Source organism: Pseudomonas sp. MBLB4123 (assembly GCF_051904775.1).
Taxonomy (GTDB): Bacteria; Pseudomonadota; Gammaproteobacteria; order Pseudomonadales; family Pseudomonadaceae; genus Aquipseudomonas; species Aquipseudomonas benzenivorans_B.
This window is the reverse complement of record NZ_CP196711.1, coordinates 1,418,373-1,435,504: the sequence shown is the minus strand read 5'-3', so window position 1 is coordinate 1,435,504 and position 17,132 is coordinate 1,418,373. Positions and strand designations below refer to the sequence as shown.

Genomic DNA, 17,132 nt, shown 5'->3' with positions numbered 1-17,132 from the left:
GTCGGGTTGCGTTGGTTAAGTTGTTGATATGCAAGGGGTAATTTAAGAGATAAAAGGCTGGCGATATTTTTTTGGCGAGATTTCGCACCCTTTTGGGGCATTGCCGGCTCAGGACGCCTCCACCCTGAGGGGGTTCAGGGCGGGAGGGGTGGTCCGGGCGGCCTGGTTGAAGCGCTCCACCATGGCGTTGAGCTCTTCGCGGTCGCGGCGGTTGGCGATGTGCCGGTCGGCGGTTTCCAGCACGCTCTGCGCGTGGCGGATCAGGTCGGCCTGGTGATGGGCGCGGGGGCGCTGGTACAGCAGGTTCTTGTAGGCCTGCAGCAGACCGATCAGCACATGCGGGTCCTCGTGGCCGTAGCTGCGCAGCGGACCGAAGATCAGCTGCAGCAACTGGTCCAGCGGTAGCTCGAAGAAGAACAGGCGCGGCGGCTGGTCCGGCAGGGGGACGACATCCAGGTCCGGCAGGGCCATGCGCTTGCTGAACAGTACGCTGAGCATGTCGATGGCGGTGATGGCCGTGCCCGGGTCGTTGATCCCGGGGCTCAGGGCCTTCACGGCGATCTCCGACATGTGCTTGCAGCCGAACAGGTAGTGGGAGCTGACGTACTGCTCGACGAAGAAGTCGAAGCAGTCGAGCAGTTGCTGGCTCAGGTCTTCGTCGACCTGGCGATCCAGTTTGAACAGCGGATGACCGCTCATGACGAAGAAGCCGCGATGGACCAGCACCGCCATGCGCAGGTCGTGCTCCTCGAGCAGGGCGCAGAGGGTGCTGACGTTGAGTTCCTTGAAATAGCCGCTGCGCTGGGCCTCGACCTGCACCCAGCCCTCGTCGACCGGCCAGGAGGGCGCCTGGGTGCAATCGAGCAGCTTGTGTTCGCAGTCGCTGAGTTTGTCCAGGGTGCCGATATAGAGGCTGTTGAGGATGTGCTCGACCTGAATCGACTGGCTGATCGAGCGGATGAAGTGCACGAACAGCCCCAGGCAGGCGATGCCCAGGCCCAGGGTGACCAGTACGCCGAGGCTGGGAACCCGTTCGTCGCCCTGTTGCTCGATGGTGGTGATCAGCAGCAGCGCATAGAGAATGGTGCCCAGGTAGAAGCCCAGGGTCTTCTGGTGGCCCTTGCTGCTGATCAGCCCGGGAATCAGCCGCGGCGACAGGGCCGCGGCCGCGTTGTTGAGCACCACCATGACCATGGAGAAGCTGAACACCATCAACGACATGATGCCGGCCACCAGGGTGCCGAGGATCAACCGCGCGTTGTCGGCGTTCTTCACCAGGCCGATGTCCAGCCTGGCCTTCACCGCCAGCAGCCAGGGCTGGTACTCGATGGCGATGTTGAGCAGGCACAGCAGCAGGAAACCCAGGGCGATCAGCGTCGGGTAGAACGCCAGGCTGTGGATGGTGCGCAGGTAGGCGCGGAAGAGCAGGTTGGAGGGTTGCACCACGGGAGCGGCCGCCGAAACGAAGGGTTTGCCCGAACTATAGTCGAGCCCTCGTCCGGCGGGCCGGCTCCCCGGCAGCCCTCAGCTGCAGACCCGGGCGATGGCGCTGGCCAGTTGGTCCAGGCGCTGGGCATCCAGGCCGGCGACATTGGCCCGTCCCGAGCCGACCATGTACACGCTGTACTCCTCGCGCAGGCGCTGCACCTGCCGCGGCGACAGGCCGGTGTAGGAGAACATCCCCCGCTGCACGGTGATATGGGCGAAGCGCTCGGCCAGGCCGTGGGGGCGCAGGGCCTCGACCAGTCCCTGGCGCAGGGCGGCGACGCGCTGGCGCATGGCGTCCAGCTCGTCGATCCACAGGGCCTTGAGTTCGTCGTCGTCGAGGATGCTGGCGACCACCGCGGCGCCGTGGGCCGGCGGCGTGGACCACAGGTTGCGGGCGATGGAGGCCAGCTGGCTGCGTACATCCTGAAGCTTTCCGGTGTCTGCCGCGCAGACCAGCAGGGCGCCGGTGCGCTCGCGGTAGAGGCCGAAGTTCTTCGAGCAGGAGCTGGTGATCAGCAGCTCCGGCAGCGCCTCGGCGAACAGCCGCACGGCCCAGGCGTCCTGCTCCAGACCGTCGCCGAAGCCCTGGTAGGCGAAGTCGATCAGCGGCAGCAGCTCGCGCGCCTTGACCACCTCCAGCACCCGGCGCCAGTCGTCCTGGCCGAGGTCGAAGCCGGTGGGGTTGTGGCAGCAGGCGTGCAGCAGCACCACGTCGCCCTGGGGCAGGCGGCCGAGGGTCTCGAGCATGGCCTCGACATCCAGGCGGTTGTCGGGGCCGACATAGGGGTAGTGGCCGACGCGCAGACCGGCTTCGGCGAACAGGGTCTCATGGATCGGCCAGGTCGGGTCGCTCAGCCAGATGCCACGGCCCGGCAGGCAGTGGCCGATGAAGTCGGCCGCCAGGCGCAGGGCGCCGGTGCCGCCGGGGGTCTGGCTGGCGGCGGCACGCTGTTCGGCCAGGGCCGGGCTGGCGGCGCCGAGCACCAGTTCGGCCAGGCGCGCGGTGAACAGGGCATCGCCATGGCCGCCGATGTAGCTCTTGCTGGTCTCGCCCTCGACCAGGCGCTGCTCGGCCAGCTTGACCGCCCGCGGGATGGGGGTCAGGCCGCGGGCATCCTTGTACACCCCGACGCCCAGGTCCAGCTTGGCCGGATTGGCGTCGGCGGCGAAGGCTTCCATCAGGCCGAGGATGGGGTCGCCGGGCACCCGTGCGATGGCGCCGAAGTGCCTCACTTGCGGCCCTCCGCGTTCTTGGCCACCTCGTCGGTGCGCGCGGCCATGATGAAGTCGTTGCGGTGCAGGCCGCGGGCCTCATGGCTCCACCAGGTCACGGTGACCTTGCCCCATTCGGTGAGCAGGGCCGGGTGGTGGCCTTCTTCCTCGGCGATGGCGCCGACGGCGTTGGTGAAGGCCAGGGCATGGCGGAAGTTGCGGAACAGGAAGACCTTCTCCAGCTCCATGTGGTCGCCGCGGGTCTCGATGTTCCAGTCGGGGATCTGCTTGATCAGTTCGGCCAGTTCTTCGTCGGACACCAGCGGGGCACCGGCGCGGCAGGCTTCGCAGTGGGCTTGGGCAAGGCTCATGGGGGTTCTCCTGAAGATGGGGGTGTTCGTAGGGTGGACAACGGCCCTCGGCCTTGTCCACCGGGACAGGGTGATGGTGGATAAGCCGCCGCAGGCGGCGTTATCCGCCCTACGCGGCTTTGGGTGGGAACTTCGGGGCGTGCAGGCCCATCTGCATGGCCCGGTGGACCAGGGCCATGATGTCCTCGTGGGCCAGTTCGAACAGGCGCTTGAGCTCCGGCAGGACGAAGTACAACGGCTGCAGGATGTCGATGCGATAGGGGGTGCGCATCGCCTCCAGCGGGTCGAAGGCCTGGTGCTCGGGCGCATCGGACAGGCAGTAGACGGTTTCCTTCGGCGAGGAGAGGATGCCGCCGCCGTAGATCTTGCGGCCCTGGCTGGTGTCGACCAGACCGAACTCGATGGTCATCCAGTACAGCCGCGCCAGGAACACCCGCTCTTCCTTGCTGGCCTTGAGGCCGAGCTTGCCGTAGGTGTGGGTGAATTCGGCGAACCAGGGGTTGGTCAGCAGCGGGCAGTGGCCGAAGATCTCGTGGAAGATGTCCGGCTCCTGCAGGTAGTCCAGCTCTTCCGGCGTGCGGATGAAGGTGGCCACCGGGAATTGCTGGCTGGCCAGCAGCTCGAAGAAGGTCTGGAAGGGAATCAGCGCCGGTACCCGGGCGACCCGCCAGCCGGTGCTGGCCTGCAGCACCTTGTTGATCTCGTCGAGCTGGGGGATGCGTTCGAGCGGCAGGCCGAGCTGGTCGATGCCGTCCAGGTACTCCTGGCAGGCGCGCCCCTCGACCACCTTGAGCTGCCGGGTGATCAGGGTGTTCCACACCCGATGCTCGGCCTCGTCGTAGTGGATGAAGCCGCTTTCGTCCGGTTTGCGGGCCACGTACTGCGTGGATTTCATCGCTGCCTCCTGAGGGGGCCTTGTTGTTGTGTTGGACTATGGATATCCCAGGATGTGCGATTGCGCAGCCGCTCCCGGGAAAAGACGGGCGGTGACAAGGCGCGCTTTCCGTAAAGAATAGATTACGAAGGCGGCGGAGTGGCGACGCGCCGTCTTGCTGGTGGCTATGTCCGTAACATATTCTTGACGGAAATTACGGCAGATTGCTCGATTCCAGGGGCCTCAGCCGCTTCCAACGCCGCCATCGGGGCCCGTCATGCGTATCAAAGTCCACTGCCAGAACCGTATCGGTATCCTGCGCGACATCCTCAACCTGCTGGTCGACTACGGCATCAACGTCGCCCGCGGCGAGGTCGGCGGCGAGCAGGGCAATGCCATCTACCTGCACTGCCCGAACCTGATCAACCTGCAGTTCCAGTCGCTACGCGCCAAGTTCGAGGCGATTTCCGGGGTGTTCGGCGTCAAGCGCGTCGGCCTGATGCCCAGCGAACGGCGCCACCTGGAGCTCAACGCCTTGCTCGGCGCCCTGGATTTTCCGGTGCTGTCGATCGACATGGGCGGCAGCATAGTCGCCGCCAACCGCGCCGCCGCGCAGCTGCTCGGCGTGCGGGTGGACGAGGTGCCGGGCATTCCGCTGTCGCGCTACGCCGAGGACTTCGACCTGCCCGAGCTGGTGCGCGCCAACAAGTCGCGGATCAACGGCCTGCGGGTCAAGGTCAAGGGCGACGTGTTCCTCGCCGATATCGCCCCGCTGCAGACCGAGCACGACGAAAGCGATGCGCTGGCCGGCGCGGTGCTGACCCTGCACCGCGCCGACCGGGTGGGCGAGCGTATCTACCACGTGCGCAAGCAGGAGCTGCGCGGCTTCGACAGCATCTTCCAGAGCTCCAAGGTGATGGCCGCGGTGGTGCGCGAGGCGCGGCGCATGGCGCCGCTGGACGCACCGCTGCTGATCGAGGGCGAGACCGGCACCGGCAAGGAGCTGCTGGCCCGCGCCTGCCATCTGGCCAGCCCGCGAGGGCAGTCGCCGTTCATGGCGCTCAACTGCGCCGGGCTGCCGGAGTCCATGGCCGAGACCGAGCTGTTCGGTTACGGCCCGGGGGCCTTCGAGGGGGCGCGGCCGGAGGGCAAACTTGGCCTGCTGGAGCTGACTGCCGGCGGCACCCTGTTTCTCGACGGCGTCGGCGAGATGAGCCCGCGCCTGCAGGCCAAGCTGCTGCGTTTCCTGCAGGACGGCTGCTTCCGCCGGGTCGGCAGCGACGAGGAGGTGTACCTGGACGTGCGGGTGGTCTGCGCCACCCAGGTCGACCTGTCCGAGCTGTGCGCCAAGGGCGAGTTCCGTCAGGACCTCTATCACCGCCTCAACGTGCTGAGCCTGCATATTCCGCCGCTACGCGAGTGTCTGGATGGCCTGGCGCCGCTGGTCGAGCACTTTCTCGACCAGGCCAGTCGGCAGATCGGCTGCCCCTTGCCGGGTCTGGCGCCCCAGGTGCTGGACAAGCTCGGCCACTACCACTGGCCGGGCAACGTGCGCCAGCTGGAGAACGTGCTGTTCCAGGCCGTGTCGCTGTGCGAGGGCGGCACGGTCAAGGTCGAGCATATCCGCCTGCCGGACTATGGCGCGCCGCAGCCGCTCGGCGACTTCTCCCTGGAGGGCGGCCTGGAAGTCATCCTCGGCCGCTTCGAGAAGGCCGTGCTGGAGCGCCTGTATGCCGAGCATCCGAGCAGCCGCCAACTGGGCAAGCGCCTGGGGGTGTCGCACACCACCATCGCCAACAAGTTGCGCCAGCACGGTGTCGGCAAGGAGTAAGAACGCTTCGCATTCTGGTTGTTGGTGCAAATGGGAGTCTGTAGCATTACGTTTCAATTTTGCGCCGCAGGGAACGCCTGGCCTGACAACAAGAAGGTAGTTCCATGCTCAAGACGTTCCTCATCTACAGCCACCTGCTGGCCACCTGTGTCGCCCTCGGTACCCTGTTGCAGACCGACCACAAGCTCTGGCGCTGGCGCAAGGCAGGACTGGACGAGGGCAAGCGCGCCCAGTTGGCGGAGGTGCAGCAGGTGGTCAGCCTGGCACTGCTGGCCCTGTGGGTCACCGGGTTGGCGCTGGTGGCGCAGGGCTATCTGACGGCCGGGGCCGACTATCTGCTCAATCAGAAACTCTGGGCCAAGGGCAGCGTGGTCGTGCTGCTGACCTGCAACGGTGTACTGCTGCACCGCCTCGGTTTTCCCCTGTTGCACCAGGCGCCCTTCGTTGCCTTGCCTGCCTCGGCGCGGATTCGCCTGGGCCTGCTCGGCGCGCTGTCCATGAGCGCCTGGCTGTTCGCCGCGTTTCTCGGGGTGGCGCGGCCCTGGAATCAGGGCATGGCCTACCTGGAGGTGATGGGGATATTCGCCGCGCTCTGGTTACTGGCCAGCCTGGTGGCCTGCTGGGTGGTGAGCAGTGTGGGCATTGCGGGTAGCGGCGAGACCGGCGGCGGGGCGGCCGAGTCCTGTTAGACCTTGGTGCAATGGCGGGGGCGGGTACGGGTGGCGGAAACTGGGCCCGTCCGGATCCTGCGTGATTTGGAGACAGGCATTTTCCATTCCTTTGGGAGTGATTGGGTAGGCGACCCCTGGCGGGTCGCCTTTTTTTGCCTGTTTTTCGGGCCTCGATAGCGTTATGTCGGCGCCCCGGGCGACCGGGGTTCCACGGCTGGCCGGGTCGCAGGTCCGCTCCTTGTGCGGGGGTGAGACCCTTGTCGTAGAGCGGTAATACCATGGTCGAATGGCCCAGGGAGGGGGGTGTGGCTACAAAATGACGCATTGCAGAACAACAACTAACCACTGAGGTATTGCTGATGAGTGCTGCGTCCCTGTATCCCGTGCGCCCCGAGGTAGCGGCCCGTTCGTTGACCGATGAGGCCACCTACAAAGCCATGTACCAGCAGTCGGTGATCAATCCCGAGGGTTTCTGGCGTGAACAGGCCCAACGTCTGGACTGGATCAAGCCCTTCACTCAGGTCAAGCAGACCTCCTTCGACGATCACCGCGTCGATATCAAGTGGTTCGCCGACGGCACCCTCAACGTGGCCTACAACTGCCTGGATCGTCACCTGGAGGAGCGCGGCGAGGCCGTGGCGATCATCTGGGAGGGCGACGACCCGTCCGAGAGCAAGCGCATCACCTACCGCGAGTTGCACGAGCAGGTGTGCAAGCTGGCCAACGCCCTGCGCGGGCAGGACGTGCATCGCGGCGACGTGGTGACCATCTACATGCCGATGATCCCGGAAGCAGTGGTGGCCATGCTCGCCTGCGCGCGCATCGGCGCCATTCATTCGGTGGTGTTCGGCGGCTTCTCGCCCGAGGCGCTGGCCGGGCGGATCATCGACTGCAAGTCCAAGGTGGTGATCACCGCCGACGAGGGCCTGCGCGGCGGCAGGAGCATCCCGCTCAAGGAGAACGTCGACGATGCCCTGACCAACCCGGAAACCGCCAGCGTGCAGAAGATCATCGTCTGCAAGCGCACCGGCGGCCAGATCAAGTGGCACCCGCATCGCGACATCTGGTACGAGGACCTGATGCAGGTCGCCGGCAGCCAGTGCGCGCCGAAGGAGATGGGGGCCGAGGAGCCGCTGTTCATCCTCTATACCTCCGGCTCCACCGGCAAGCCCAAGGGCGTGCAGCACACCACCGGCGGTTATCTGCTGTATGCCGCGCTGACCCATGAGCGGGTCTTCGACTACCGCCCGGGCGAGGTGTTCTGGTGCACCGCCGACATCGGCTGGGTCACCGGCCACAGTTACAACGTCTACGGGCCGCTGGCCAACGGCGCCACCATCGTGCTGTTCGAGGGCGTGCCGAACTACCCGGACATCACCCGCGTCGCCAAGATAGTCGACAAGCACCAGGTCAATATCCTCTACACGGCGCCGACCGCGATTCGCGCCATGATGGCCCAGGGCACGGCGGCGGTGGAGGGGTTCGACGGCTCCAGCCTGCGCCTGCTCGGCTCGGTCGGCGAGCCGATCAACCCGGAAGCCTGGCAGTGGTATTACGAGACGGTCGGCCAGAGCCGCTGCCCGATCGTCGACACCTGGTGGCAGACCGAGACCGGCGCCACCCTGATGTCGCCGCTGCCCGGCGCCCACGGCCTCAAGCCGGGATCGGCGGCGCGGCCGTTCTTCGGCGTGCAGCCGGCCCTGGTGGACAGCATGGGCAACCTGCTGGAAGGCGCCACCGAGGGCAACCTGGTGATCATCGACTCCTGGCCGGGCCAGGCGCGCACCCTGTACGGCGATCACGACCGTTTCGTCGACACCTATTTCAAGACCTTCCGGGGCATGTACTTCACCGGCGACGGCGCCCGGCGCGACGAGGACGGCTACTACTGGATCACCGGCCGGGTGGACGACGTGCTCAACGTATCCGGCCACCGCATGGGCACCGCGGAAGTGGAAAGCGCCATGGTCGCCCATCCTAAGGTCGCCGAGGCGGCGGTGGTCGGCGTGCCGCACGACATCAAGGGGCAGGGCATCTACGTCTACGTCACCCTGAACAGCGACGAGGAGCCTTCCGAGCAGCTGCGCCTGGAGCTGAAGAACTGGGTGCGCAAGGAAATCGGTCCGATCGCCACGCCGGACGTGATCCAGTGGGCGCCGGGCCTGCCGAAGACCCGCTCGGGCAAGATCATGCGCCGTATCCTGCGCAAGATCGCCGTCGCCGAATACGATGCGCTCGGCGACATCTCCACGCTGGCCGACCCTGGCGTGGTGCAACACCTCATCGACACTCACCGCGGCATGCAGGCCGCCTGACCGGCACCTGTCGACGACGCCCCGCCCGGCCACAAGCCGCGGCGGGGCGTCGTGCTTTTGGAGGCTCGGATGGATGCGGGAGGGCCGGTAACGCCTCGCGCTATCGATGGGGTCTATGGAAACGCAGTTGTGCGCTATCGGCGCGTCGAACGCCGGCCCTGAAACTTACCGATGTGCTACAGGCCTTGTATCCCGGGCTTCTTCAGTGTTGGGCGCGCTTATTGCAGTATTATTCGGTTTACCTTTCCTGCGCCTCTGCATGTTTGTCGGGGGACTGTCAATGCGCCCGGCGTGCCCTTTCTGGCCTTTTGTAAATACTTGTCGCATTGAGGAAATTTCGACTTCCGGGCTCTCGCTAGAATGCCGATCACCGAGCCGGGCTCCTTGTCGTCCGCGAGTTACGCGGCAAGGACGGCGACGATCCCTGCAATTCGTGCATGGCTGACTGCCTGCGCACGCTCCCCGGCACCGCCACGCGAAGCCATTCCCATTCGAAGGAGTCACAAGATGAAGAAGATCGCACTTCTCGGCGCACTGGCGCTCTCCGTGCTGTCCCCGCTGGCCATGGCCGATGACGCCAAGCCCCTGCGCATCGGCATCGAGGCGGCCTACCCGCCGTTCGCCTACAAGACCCCGGAAGGCAACATCACCGGTTTCGACTACGACATCGGCCAGGCCCTGTGCGAAGAGATGAAGGTCGAGTGCAAGTGGATCGAGCAGGAGTTCGACGGCCTGATCCCGGCACTGAAGGTGCGCAAGTTCGATGCGGTGCTGTCCTCGATGTCCATCACCGAAGATCGCAAGAAGTCGGTTGATTTTACCGGCAAGTACTACTCCACTCCGGCCAAGCTGGCGATGAAGGCCGGTACCCAGCTCAACGATCCGCTGGTCGACCTCAAAGGCAAGAAGGTCGGCGTGCAGCGCTCCTCGATCTACGACCGCTATGCCACCGACAACTTCGCCCCGGCCGGCATCGAAGTGGTGCGCTACAGTTCGCAGAACGAGATCTTCCTGGACCTGACCGCCGGCCGCCTGGACGCCACCCTGGCCGACTCGGTGAACATCGACGACGGCTTCCTCAAGACCGACGCCGGCAAGGGTTTCGCCTTTGCTGGGCCTGACTTCACCGATATGAAGTATTTCGGCGAAGGGCAGGGCATCGCCGTGCGCAAGGGCGACAAGGCCCTGGCCGACAAGATCACCGCGGCCATCGCGGCGATCCGCGCCAACGGCAAGTACAAGGAAGTGCAGGACAAGTATTTCGACTTCGACGTCTACGGCGAGTAATCGCTTCCCACCGAAAGTGGCGCAACCCGATGCAACGCGGACTTGCGCCACTTTTTCGTTGTGCTTCCGGCGCCTCGCGGCGCCCGCATGAGGTAACTGGAGCATGCTGAACGGCTACGGCTCGACCATTCTCGAAGGTGCCTGGCTCACCCTGCTGTTGGCCCTGTCCTCGGTGGCGGTCGCCATTTTCCTGGGCCTGCTCGGGGCGGCCTTCCGCCTGTCGCCGATCAAATGGCTGGCGATACTGGGTGAGGCCTACGCCACGGTGATTCGTGGTATTCCCGACCTGGTACTGATCCTGCTGATCTTCTACGGTGGCCAGGACCTGGTGAACCGGGTGGCGCCGATGCTCGGTTATGACGAATACATCGACATCAACCCCTTCATCGCCGGTGTGTTCACCATGGGCTTCATCTTCGGCGCCTACCTGTCGGAGACCTTCCGCGGCGCCTTCATGGCCATCCCCAAGGGCCAGGCCGAGGCGGGGGCGGCCTACGGCATGAGCGGGATCAAGGTGTTCTTCCGCATCCTGGTACCGCAGATGATCCGCTTCGCCATTCCCGGCTTCACCAACAACTGGCTGGTGTTGACCAAGGCCACCGCGCTGATCTCGGTGGTCGGCCTGCAGGACATGATGTTCAAGGCCAAGAGCGCCGCCGATGCCACGCGTGAGCCCTTCACCTTCTACCTGGCGGTCGCGGCCCTGTATCTGGTGCTGACCAGCGTGTCGCTGCTGGCCCTGCGTTACCTGGAAAAGCGCTACTCGGTCGGCGTCAAAGCCGCCGACCTGTGAGCATGGGAGCGAACGCATGATCTTCGATTACAACGTCATCTGGGCCAGCCTGCCGCTGTACTTCGGCGGTGTGCTGGTCACCCTCAAGCTGCTGTTGATCTCCCTGGCGCTGGGCCTGGCCATGGCGGTTCCCCTGGCGCTGATGCGCGTTTCCAAGTCGCAGCTGGTGAACTTCCCGGCCTGGCTCTACACCTACGTGATCCGCGGCACGCCGATGCTGGTGCAGCTGTTCCTGATCTACTACGGCCTGGCCCAGTTCGAGGCGGTGCGCGAGGGCGCGCTCTGGCCCTACCTGTCGGACGCGACCTTCTGCGCCTGCCTGGCCTTCGCCATCAACACCAGCGCCTACAGCGCCGAAATCCTCGCCGGCAGCCTGCGCGCCACGCCCCATGGCGAGATCGAGGCGGCCAAGGCCATGGGCATGTCGCGGGCCAAGCTGTACCGCCGCATCCTGCTGCCCTCGGCGCTACGCCGCGCGTTGCCGCAGTACAGCAACGAAGTGATCATGATGCTGCACACCACCAGCCTGGCGTCGATCGTCACCCTGATCGACATCACCGGCGCGGCGCGCACCGTCAGCTCGCAGCACTACTTGCCGTTCGAGGCCTTCATCACCGCCGGTTTGCTCTACCTGTGCCTGACCTTCATCCTCGTGCGCCTGTTCAAGGCGGCCGAGCGCCGCTGGCTCGGCTATATGGCGCCGCGCAAGGCCTGAGGGGGCGAGCATGCAACGGATCGACCACGTCCTGCCCTGGGGTTGTCCTGGCTCCGAGCGGCGGCTGAGCGTGTTCCGCTTCGGCAACGGCCCACGCAAGGCCTATATCCAGGCGTCATTGCACGCCGATGAACTGCCGGGCATGCGTGTCGCCGTCGAGCTCAAGCGGCGCCTGCGCGAGCTGGAGGCGCTGGGTCGCCTGAGCGGAGTGGTCGAGCTGGTGCCGCTGGCCAACCCCATCGGTCTGGCGCAGCTGTTCCAGGCCACCGTCCAGGGACGCTTCGAGTTCGCCAGCGGCAAGAACTTCAATCGGGACTTCTTCGACCTGGCCAGCGCCATCGCCCCGGCCCTGGACGGCAGCCTGGGGGCGGACGGCGCCGCCAACGTGCGGCTGATCCGGGCGGCCATGCAAGCGGCGCTCGAGGCGCTGCCGCCGGCCCAGTCCGAGTTGCAGGGCTTGCAGCGCCTGCTGCTGGGGCATGCCTGCGATGCCGATGTGGTGCTCGACCTGCACTGCGACTTCGAGGCCGTGGTGCACCTGTACAGCCTGCCGCAGCATTGGGATGAACTGCGATCGTTGGCCGCGCGGCTGCAGGCGGGCGCGGTGCTGACCACGGAGGACGCCGGCGGCAGCTCCTTCGACGAAGCCTGCGCCACACCCTGGTTGCAGCTGGCGCGGCGCTTCCCCGCGGCGACCATCCCGCTGGCCTGCCTGGCGACCACGGTCGAGCTGGGCGGCATGGCCGACACCGAGGCGGACCGGGCCCAGGCCAGTGCCGAGGCCATCCTGGCATTTCTCGCCGAACAGGGGCTGATCGCCGGCGACTGGCCGGCGGCACCGGAGGCCTGCTGCGAGGCCACGCCGTTCGAGGGGGCCGAATACGCCTATGCGCCCCATGCCGGGGTGGTGAGTTTCCTGCAACCGCTGGGGGCGCGGGTCGCCGCCGGCGAGCCGCTGTTCGAGGTGATCGACCCGCTGGACGATCGCCGCAGCATCGTCTGTGCGACCACCAGCGGGGTGCTCTATGCGCGTGAACGGATGCGCTTCGCCCAACCCGGTCTGTGGCTGGCCAAGGTGGCCGGTTCTACCCCTATTCGCCTGGGTCGCCTGTTGAGCGACTGATTCAAGAGAGTGGAAACCATGTACAAACTCGAAGTTCAGGATCTGCACAAGCGCTATGGCAGCCACGAGGTGCTCAAGGGCGTGTCCCTGGCGGCCAAGGCCGGCGACGTGATCAGCATCATCGGCTCCAGCGGCTCGGGCAAGAGTACCTTCCTGCGCTGTATCAACCTGCTGGAGCAGCCCTACGGCGGCAAGATCCTGCTCAACGGCGAGGAGCTCAAGCTGGTGGCCAACAAGGACGGCGGACTCAAGGCCGCCGACCCCAAGCAGCTGCAGCGCATGCGCTCGCGCCTGGCCATGGTCTTCCAGCATTTCAACCTGTGGTCGCACATGAACGTGCTGGAGAACGTCATGGAGGCCCCGGTGCATGTGCTCGGGATGGCCAAGAAGGAGGCCCAGGAGAAGGCCGAGCATTACCTGAACAAGGTCGGCGTGGCGCACCGCAAGGATGCCTACCCGGGGCACATGTCCGGCGGCGAGCAGCAGCGCGTGGCGATCGCCCGGGCCCTGGCCATGGAGCCGGAGGTGATGCTGTTCGACGAGCCGACCTCGGCGCTCGACCCGGAGCTGGTCGGCGAGGTGCTCAAGGTCATGCAGGACCTGGCCACCGAAGGCCGCACCATGGTGGTGGTGACCCACGAGATGGGCTTCGCCCGCGAGGTGTCCAACCAGCTGGTGTTCCTCCACAAGGGCGTGGTAGAAGAGCGGGGCTGTCCGAAGGAGGTGCTGGCCAACCCGCAGTCCGAGCGGCTTCAGCAGTTCCTGTCCGGTAGTCTGAAATAAGCACGAGAGCGGGCGTGGCGGCATGCCCCCCTAAGCCAATAGAGCCTAAACTGCCCCCCATGACTGCCCATCGAATCGGCTTCCTGCTGTGGCCCAATACCAAGCCCCTGACCTTGGCATTGGCCGAGGAAGCCTTGCGTGTCGCCCAACGCGTCCACCCCGAAGTGGCTTACGAACTGTCCTTCCTCCAGGCCGAAGCGCCCGAGGATGGAGCCTGGCGCCTGCCGGGCGAACCCTGGCAGGGCAGGCTGGAGGGCGTGCACAAGCTGTTCCTGCTGGCTGACGAGCCGCCTGCGGCGATGGCCCCTGCGCTGTCGGCTGCGCTCAAGCAGTGGGTGCGCGCCGGCGGCATCGTCGGCGGCGTCTCCGCCGGGGTCTATCCCCTGGCCCAGCTGGGCCTGCTCGACGGTTACCGCGCCGCGGTGCACTGGCGTTGGCAGGACGATTTCAGCGAGCGCTTCCCCAAGGTGATCGCCACCAGCCACCTGTTCGACTGGGACCGCGACCGTCTCTCCGCCTGTGGCGGCCTGGCCGTGCTCGACCTGCTGCTGGCCCTGCTGGCCCGCGATCACGGCGCCGAACTGGCCGGTGCGGTGTCCGAGGAACTGGTGGTCGAGCGCATCCGTGAAGGCAGCGAGCGTCAGCGCATCCCGCTGCAGAATCGCCTGGGCTCCAGCCATCCCAAGCTGACCCAGGCGGTGCTGCTGATGGAGGCGAACATCGAGGAGCCGCTGACCACCGACGAGATCGCCCAGCATGTGTGCGTGTCGCGTCGTCAGCTGGAGCGCATCTTCAAGCAGTACCTGACCCGCGTGCCCAGCCAGTATTACCTGGAGTTGCGCCTGAACAAGGCGCGCCAGTTGTTGATGCAGACCAGCAAGTCGATCATCCAGATCGGCCTGTCCTGCGGCTTCTCCTCGGGCCCGCACTTCTCCAGCGCCTACCGCAACTTCTTCGGCGCCACCCCGCGGGAAGACCGCAATCAGCGGCGCAGCAACAGCCCATTCGAGCTGAGCTCGGCGCCGGTCGAGCGCGAGTGAGTCGAGGCAAATGAAAAAGCCCGCTGCGATGCGGGCTTTTTTCATTGCGGTACTCGTCAGTCCCGTGGGGGCTGCTGCGGGTACAGCGCCTGGCCGCAGCGGTTGCAGAAGGCCGCCGTCTGCTCGTGCTCGGCCTTCTGACAATTCGGGCAGGCATGCTTGAGGTGTTCGCCGCCGCGGATGGCGCTGGCCAGTTCGGCGGTGAAGATGCCGGTGGGCACGGCGATGATCGAGTAGCCGGTGATCATCACCAGGGTGGAGAGCATCTGCCCGGCCGGGGTCTGCGGGGTGATGTCGCCGTAGCCCACGGTGGTCAGGGTCACCACCGCCCAGTAGATGCTGGTGGGAATGCTGGTGAAGCCATTGGCCGGACCCTCGATCACGTACATCAGTGCGCCGAACACCGTGACCAGGGTGGACACGCTGACCAGGAACACCGTGACCTTCTGCCGGCTGCCGCGCAGGGCGGTAAGCAGGAAGTTGGCCTGACTCAGGTACTGGCGCAGCTTGAGCACGCGGAAGATGCGGATCATGCGCACGACCCGCACGATCATCAGGTACTGGGCGTCGGCGAAGATCAGCGCCAGAATCGCCGGCATCACGGCCAGCAGGTCGACCAGGCCGAAGAAGCTGAAGGCATAGCGCAGCGGTTTGGGTGAGCAGTACAGGCGCAAGCCGTACTCGACGGCGAACATCAGGGTGAAGGCCCACTCCAGGCCGTCGAACAGGCCGGCGTACTGCCGGTGGTAGGCGTCGACGCTGTCGAGCATTACCACCACCAGGCTGGCCAGGATGATCAGCAGCAGCCAGTTGTCGAAGCGTTGTCCGGCCGGTGTGTCGGTGTGGAAGATGATGGCGTAAAGACGTTGGCGCCAGTTATCCATGGCGAACCCCCCTGCTTGCGAGAGGGCGAAGCCTAGGCAGGATGGGGCGGAGGTGGCAAGGGTTCTTCCCAGGCGATGGTCGAATGTCGTGCGCTGTGTGCTGCCGCCAGGGGGCTGCTTGCGCACCGCTCGCGCTGCAACGGCACGTTGCGCGAGCGGTGCGGGCCGTGTCGCCCGCGCTTAGGCCCTGCCGGTGGGCAGGGCCTAAGCGCGCCGTTGTCAGTCGACCGCCAGGTAGTGTTTGGTGAAGCTGTCGCTGACGACTTCCCACAGGGTGTTGGTGCCGCTGGCGACGAAGAAGGAGTCGCCCGCTTTGTAGTGGGCGGTTTCGCCGGTCTGTTCGTTGGTGATCTTCACCTCGCCGAGGGTCACCACGGCCTGCTCATGGAAGGTGTAGGGCAGGCGGAAACGGCTGCGGCGTACGCCGAAGTAGCCGGCGCTGACCGACTCGTCTTCGGTGGCGAAGGTGGTCAGGGCGAACATGCTGTTGTCGCCTTCGATCATTTCGACGCCGATGTCTTCGAGGGTGCCGCAGGGTTCCAGTTCTTCCAGGGTGATGCCTTGCTTGATGCTGTGCAGCATGTCGTTCTCGCTGGGTGGGGGATGGGTCTGGGACCCGAAAGGATGAGCTTTTACGCTAGCAGGGCGGGCGGCCGCCGCCATGCGCAGGCACGACACCGGCAACCGAGGAAACGCCGTGCTGCAGGCAGTTGTCCGGGCGCTTGGCGGTTGTCCGCCGGGCGCGCTGCACTGAGCGACCCTGAGGTCGGGTGGCAAGCGCCTGCCTAGTGGACGTTTGGTCCCGGCGCGCCGGCCTTTACCGCGCGTCGCCAGCCTTGTGCGCTGAGCCGAATCAGCCAGCAGGCGAGGATGAAGGGCAGGGTCAGGGCCGGCACCCCCAGGCTGGCCAGGCCGTGCTGCAGCAGCGTGGCCAGGACGCTGCCCAGCAGTAGCACCCAGGGTCGGCGCTGTACCTGGCTCAGGGCGATCGCCGCCAGCACGGCGTTGTAGCCGAAGAGCCCGCTCAGGGCGTCGGCCTGCGACCAGCCCAGCAGCGTGGCCAGGCCCAGGCCAGCAGCTGCGCCGAGCAGGGCCCAGAGGGCGGCGCGACGGTCGGCCAGCAGCAGGCCGAGCAGCAGGCACAGGCCGGACAGGGGGTTATCGAGGAAGATCACCTGGCCCAGGCCGCGCAGCACCGCCAGCAAGATGCCGAACCCGTCCAGGGTGGGCGTGCCGGCCGCGACCTCGTCCCGTAGCGGTAGCGGCAGAGGTGCGGCCAGGGCCAGCAGCCCCCAACCGAGCAGGACGAAGGGCAGGGTGAAGGCCGGCAGCCAGCCGCGCCGGCGCATCCGCGTCATCCAGGGCGCCAGCAGCAGGCTGGACAGCCCGCCGCCGAGGGCGATCAACAGCGCCAGCAGCGGCGACCAGGCGAACTGCAGGCTGGCCAGCAGGCCGAGGAGGATGCCGTTGTAGCCGTACAGGCCGATCTCGATATCGGCGCGCGGACAGTCGCGCCAGCGGGCCACCAGCATGCCGCTCAGACCACCGAGCAGGGCGCCGCCGAGCAGGTTCGGTGCGCCGAGGGCGAGCGCCAGCAGCACCAGCAGGCCGCAGCCGGGATGGCTCTGCAGGAATATCTGGCTGAAGCCGTTGAGCAACGCGCGCAAGCCGCGCAGGACGTGAGTGGGCAGGGGCGACATAGAGGCTCGGCGTGAATGAAAGCAGGCGCCGGTGAGAGCGCCCAT

General features: G+C 66.2%; 16 protein-coding genes. 9 read left to right on the top strand and 7 right to left on the bottom strand.

The window, feature by feature from the left end; all coding sequences use genetic code 11:
- Positions 1-108: 108 nt before the first annotated feature.
- The 4 genes from ACSX1C_RS06750 to phhA form a co-directional block, all read right to left on the bottom strand.
- Entirely contained in the window at positions 109-1,446 is a 1,338-nt protein-coding gene (locus tag ACSX1C_RS06750; protein WP_439888785.1) for a DUF2254 domain-containing protein, read from the bottom strand.
- 78 nt (positions 1,447-1,524) lie between these two features.
- Positions 1,525-2,721, bottom strand: a complete 1,197-nt coding sequence (locus ACSX1C_RS06745; RefSeq protein ID WP_439888784.1) for an amino acid aminotransferase — start codon at positions 2,719-2,721, stop codon at positions 1,525-1,527.
- A complete protein-coding gene (locus tag ACSX1C_RS06740) occupies positions 2,718-3,071 on the bottom strand; it encodes a 4a-hydroxytetrahydrobiopterin dehydratase (protein ID WP_318646051.1) in 354 nt (117 codons plus the stop codon). Before ACSX1C_RS06740 ends, ACSX1C_RS06745 begins: the two co-directional genes overlap by 4 nt.
- Before the next feature lie 109 nt (positions 3,072-3,180).
- Positions 3,181-3,966 carry a phenylalanine 4-monooxygenase gene (gene phhA, locus ACSX1C_RS06735; protein ID WP_439888783.1) on the bottom strand — a complete coding sequence of 262 codons (786 nt, stop codon included), beginning with the start codon at positions 3,964-3,966 and terminating at the stop codon, positions 3,181-3,183.
- A gap of 256 nt (positions 3,967-4,222) precedes the next feature.
- Between phhA and ACSX1C_RS06730 the strand changes: the two genes are divergently transcribed.
- The 9 genes from ACSX1C_RS06730 (at position 4,223) to argR (ending at position 14,503) form a co-directional block, all read left to right on the top strand.
- A complete protein-coding gene (locus tag ACSX1C_RS06730; RefSeq protein ID WP_439888782.1) occupies positions 4,223-5,776 on the top strand; it encodes a sigma-54-dependent transcriptional regulator in 1,554 nt (517 codons plus the stop codon).
- Between the two features lie 104 nt (positions 5,777-5,880).
- On the top strand, positions 5,881-6,465 hold the full coding sequence (locus ACSX1C_RS06725; RefSeq protein WP_439888781.1) for a hypothetical protein: 585 nt from the start codon (positions 5,881-5,883) through the stop codon (positions 6,463-6,465).
- 341 nt (positions 6,466-6,806) lie between these two features.
- Positions 6,807-8,762, top strand: coding sequence for an acetate--CoA ligase (acs, locus tag ACSX1C_RS06720; protein ID WP_439888780.1), 1,956 nt, complete (start codon positions 6,807-6,809; stop codon positions 8,760-8,762).
- Positions 8,763-9,269: 507 nt separating this feature from the next.
- The gene (locus ACSX1C_RS06715) at positions 9,270-10,049 is read left to right on the top strand and encodes an ABC transporter substrate-binding protein (protein ID WP_318646056.1); all 780 of its coding nucleotides are present in this window, start codon (positions 9,270-9,272) and stop codon (positions 10,047-10,049) included.
- Positions 10,050-10,152: 103 nt separating this feature from the next.
- Complete coding sequence (locus ACSX1C_RS06710) at positions 10,153-10,842, top strand: ABC transporter permease (protein ID WP_369959461.1); 690 nt, start codon at positions 10,153-10,155, stop codon at positions 10,840-10,842.
- Between the two features lie 16 nt (positions 10,843-10,858).
- Entirely contained in the window at positions 10,859-11,557 is a 699-nt protein-coding gene (locus tag ACSX1C_RS06705; protein WP_439888779.1) for an ABC transporter permease, read from the top strand.
- Between the two features lie 10 nt (positions 11,558-11,567).
- Positions 11,568-12,680 (top strand): succinylglutamate desuccinylase/aspartoacylase family protein, encoded by a 1,113-nt coding sequence (locus ACSX1C_RS06700; RefSeq protein ID WP_439888778.1) that lies wholly within the window; start codon positions 11,568-11,570, stop codon positions 12,678-12,680.
- An 18-nt stretch (positions 12,681-12,698) separates the two neighbouring features.
- Complete coding sequence (locus tag ACSX1C_RS06695; RefSeq protein WP_439888777.1) at positions 12,699-13,463, top strand: ABC transporter ATP-binding protein; 765 nt, start codon at positions 12,699-12,701, stop codon at positions 13,461-13,463.
- A 59-nt stretch (positions 13,464-13,522) separates the two neighbouring features.
- Positions 13,523-14,503, top strand: a complete 981-nt coding sequence (gene argR, locus ACSX1C_RS06690; protein ID WP_439888776.1) for a transcriptional regulator ArgR — start codon at positions 13,523-13,525, stop codon at positions 14,501-14,503.
- 56 nt (positions 14,504-14,559) lie between these two features.
- Here argR and ACSX1C_RS06685 read toward each other — a convergent pair whose 3' ends face one another.
- From ACSX1C_RS06685 to ACSX1C_RS06675, 3 genes are all read right to left on the bottom strand, one after another.
- Positions 14,560-15,387 carry an ion transporter gene (locus ACSX1C_RS06685; protein ID WP_439888775.1) on the bottom strand — a complete coding sequence of 276 codons (828 nt, stop codon included), beginning with the start codon at positions 15,385-15,387 and terminating at the stop codon, positions 14,560-14,562.
- Between the two features lie 219 nt (positions 15,388-15,606).
- Positions 15,607-15,969, bottom strand: coding sequence for a cupin domain-containing protein (locus ACSX1C_RS06680; RefSeq protein WP_439888774.1), 363 nt, complete (start codon positions 15,967-15,969; stop codon positions 15,607-15,609).
- 203 nt (positions 15,970-16,172) lie between these two features.
- Positions 16,173-17,087 (bottom strand): urea transporter, encoded by a 915-nt coding sequence (locus ACSX1C_RS06675; RefSeq protein WP_439888773.1) that lies wholly within the window; start codon positions 17,085-17,087, stop codon positions 16,173-16,175.
- Positions 17,088-17,132 lie beyond the last annotated feature (45 nt).